Origin of the sequence: Pectobacterium sp. CFBP8739 (assembly GCF_013449375.1) — a bacterium.
In the GTDB taxonomy this organism is placed as follows: domain Bacteria; phylum Pseudomonadota; class Gammaproteobacteria; order Enterobacterales; family Enterobacteriaceae; genus Pectobacterium.
Window position 1 is genome coordinate 1 of sequence record NZ_JACDRR010000036.1, and the last position, 939, is coordinate 939.

Genomic DNA, 939 nt, shown 5'->3' on the forward strand with positions numbered 1-939 from the left:
GCGGTTCGTCCCGAGCCAGCAAATAAACTGACACAAGCGGAACAAGAGCAAATAATTGAGGTGTGTAATCGGGCGCAGTTTGCCAGCTTACCGCCATCACAAATTGTACCGACCTTGTTAGATAATGGTGAATATTACGGGGCTGAATCAACGTTTTACCGGGTCTTAAAAGCGAATGGACAACTCCATCATCGTGGCCGCAGCTTAGCGCCGAAAGGCTCAGTGTTGCCAACGACTTATACCGCGACGGGGCCGGGTCAAGTGTTTTGCTGGGATATTACTTATTTGCCCAGCACGGTGCGAGGGCAGTTTTACTACCTGTACATGTTGGAAGATTTGTTCAGCCGCAAGATTGTCGGCGACGAGGTGTATGAACAGGAGTCGGGGGAGCATGCCGCGACGCTGTTAGAGCAAACGTTGATACGGGAGAACTGTTTGCACAGTGGTGTCGTGTTGCACTCAGATAACGGCGCCCCGATGAAATCGCAAACTATGCGTATAAAAGCGTATGAGCTTGGGGTGACCACCTCGTACAGCAGACCGCGAGTCAGCAACGATAATCCGTTTGCAGAGTCTTTGTTTAGAACCTGTAAATACCGACCAGATTGGCCCTCAGCAGGGTTTAAAAGTCTTGATGATGCAAGAAGATGGGTGCTGAAATTTACGCGCTGGTACAACTACGAACATAAGCACAGTCAATTACGTTTCGTGACACCGCACCAGCGTCATACAGGTCAGGATAAGGTTATCTTAGCCCAGCGAAAAACACGTATTGAGGCGGCGAAAGCCGCTAATCCAAGTCGTTGGGGAAAGCGCGAAGTACGAAACTGCACACCCGTGGGACCAACAACGTTGAATCCAGAAAGAGAGCAGACTAAACCAATAGAAAAACAGGCCGCTTAAAACGGTCAATGGTGACAACTACCTTGAAAAACACCG

The 939-nt window shown here is 49.5% G+C and carries 1 protein-coding gene; it reads left to right on the forward strand.

Features of this window, described 5'->3' with window-relative positions; genetic code table 11:
* On the forward strand, nt 1-903 hold a 903-nt coding region (locus tag H0247_RS19010), incomplete at its 5' end, for an IS3 family transposase (RefSeq protein WP_180743928.1).
* Nucleotides 904-939 lie beyond the last annotated feature (36 nt).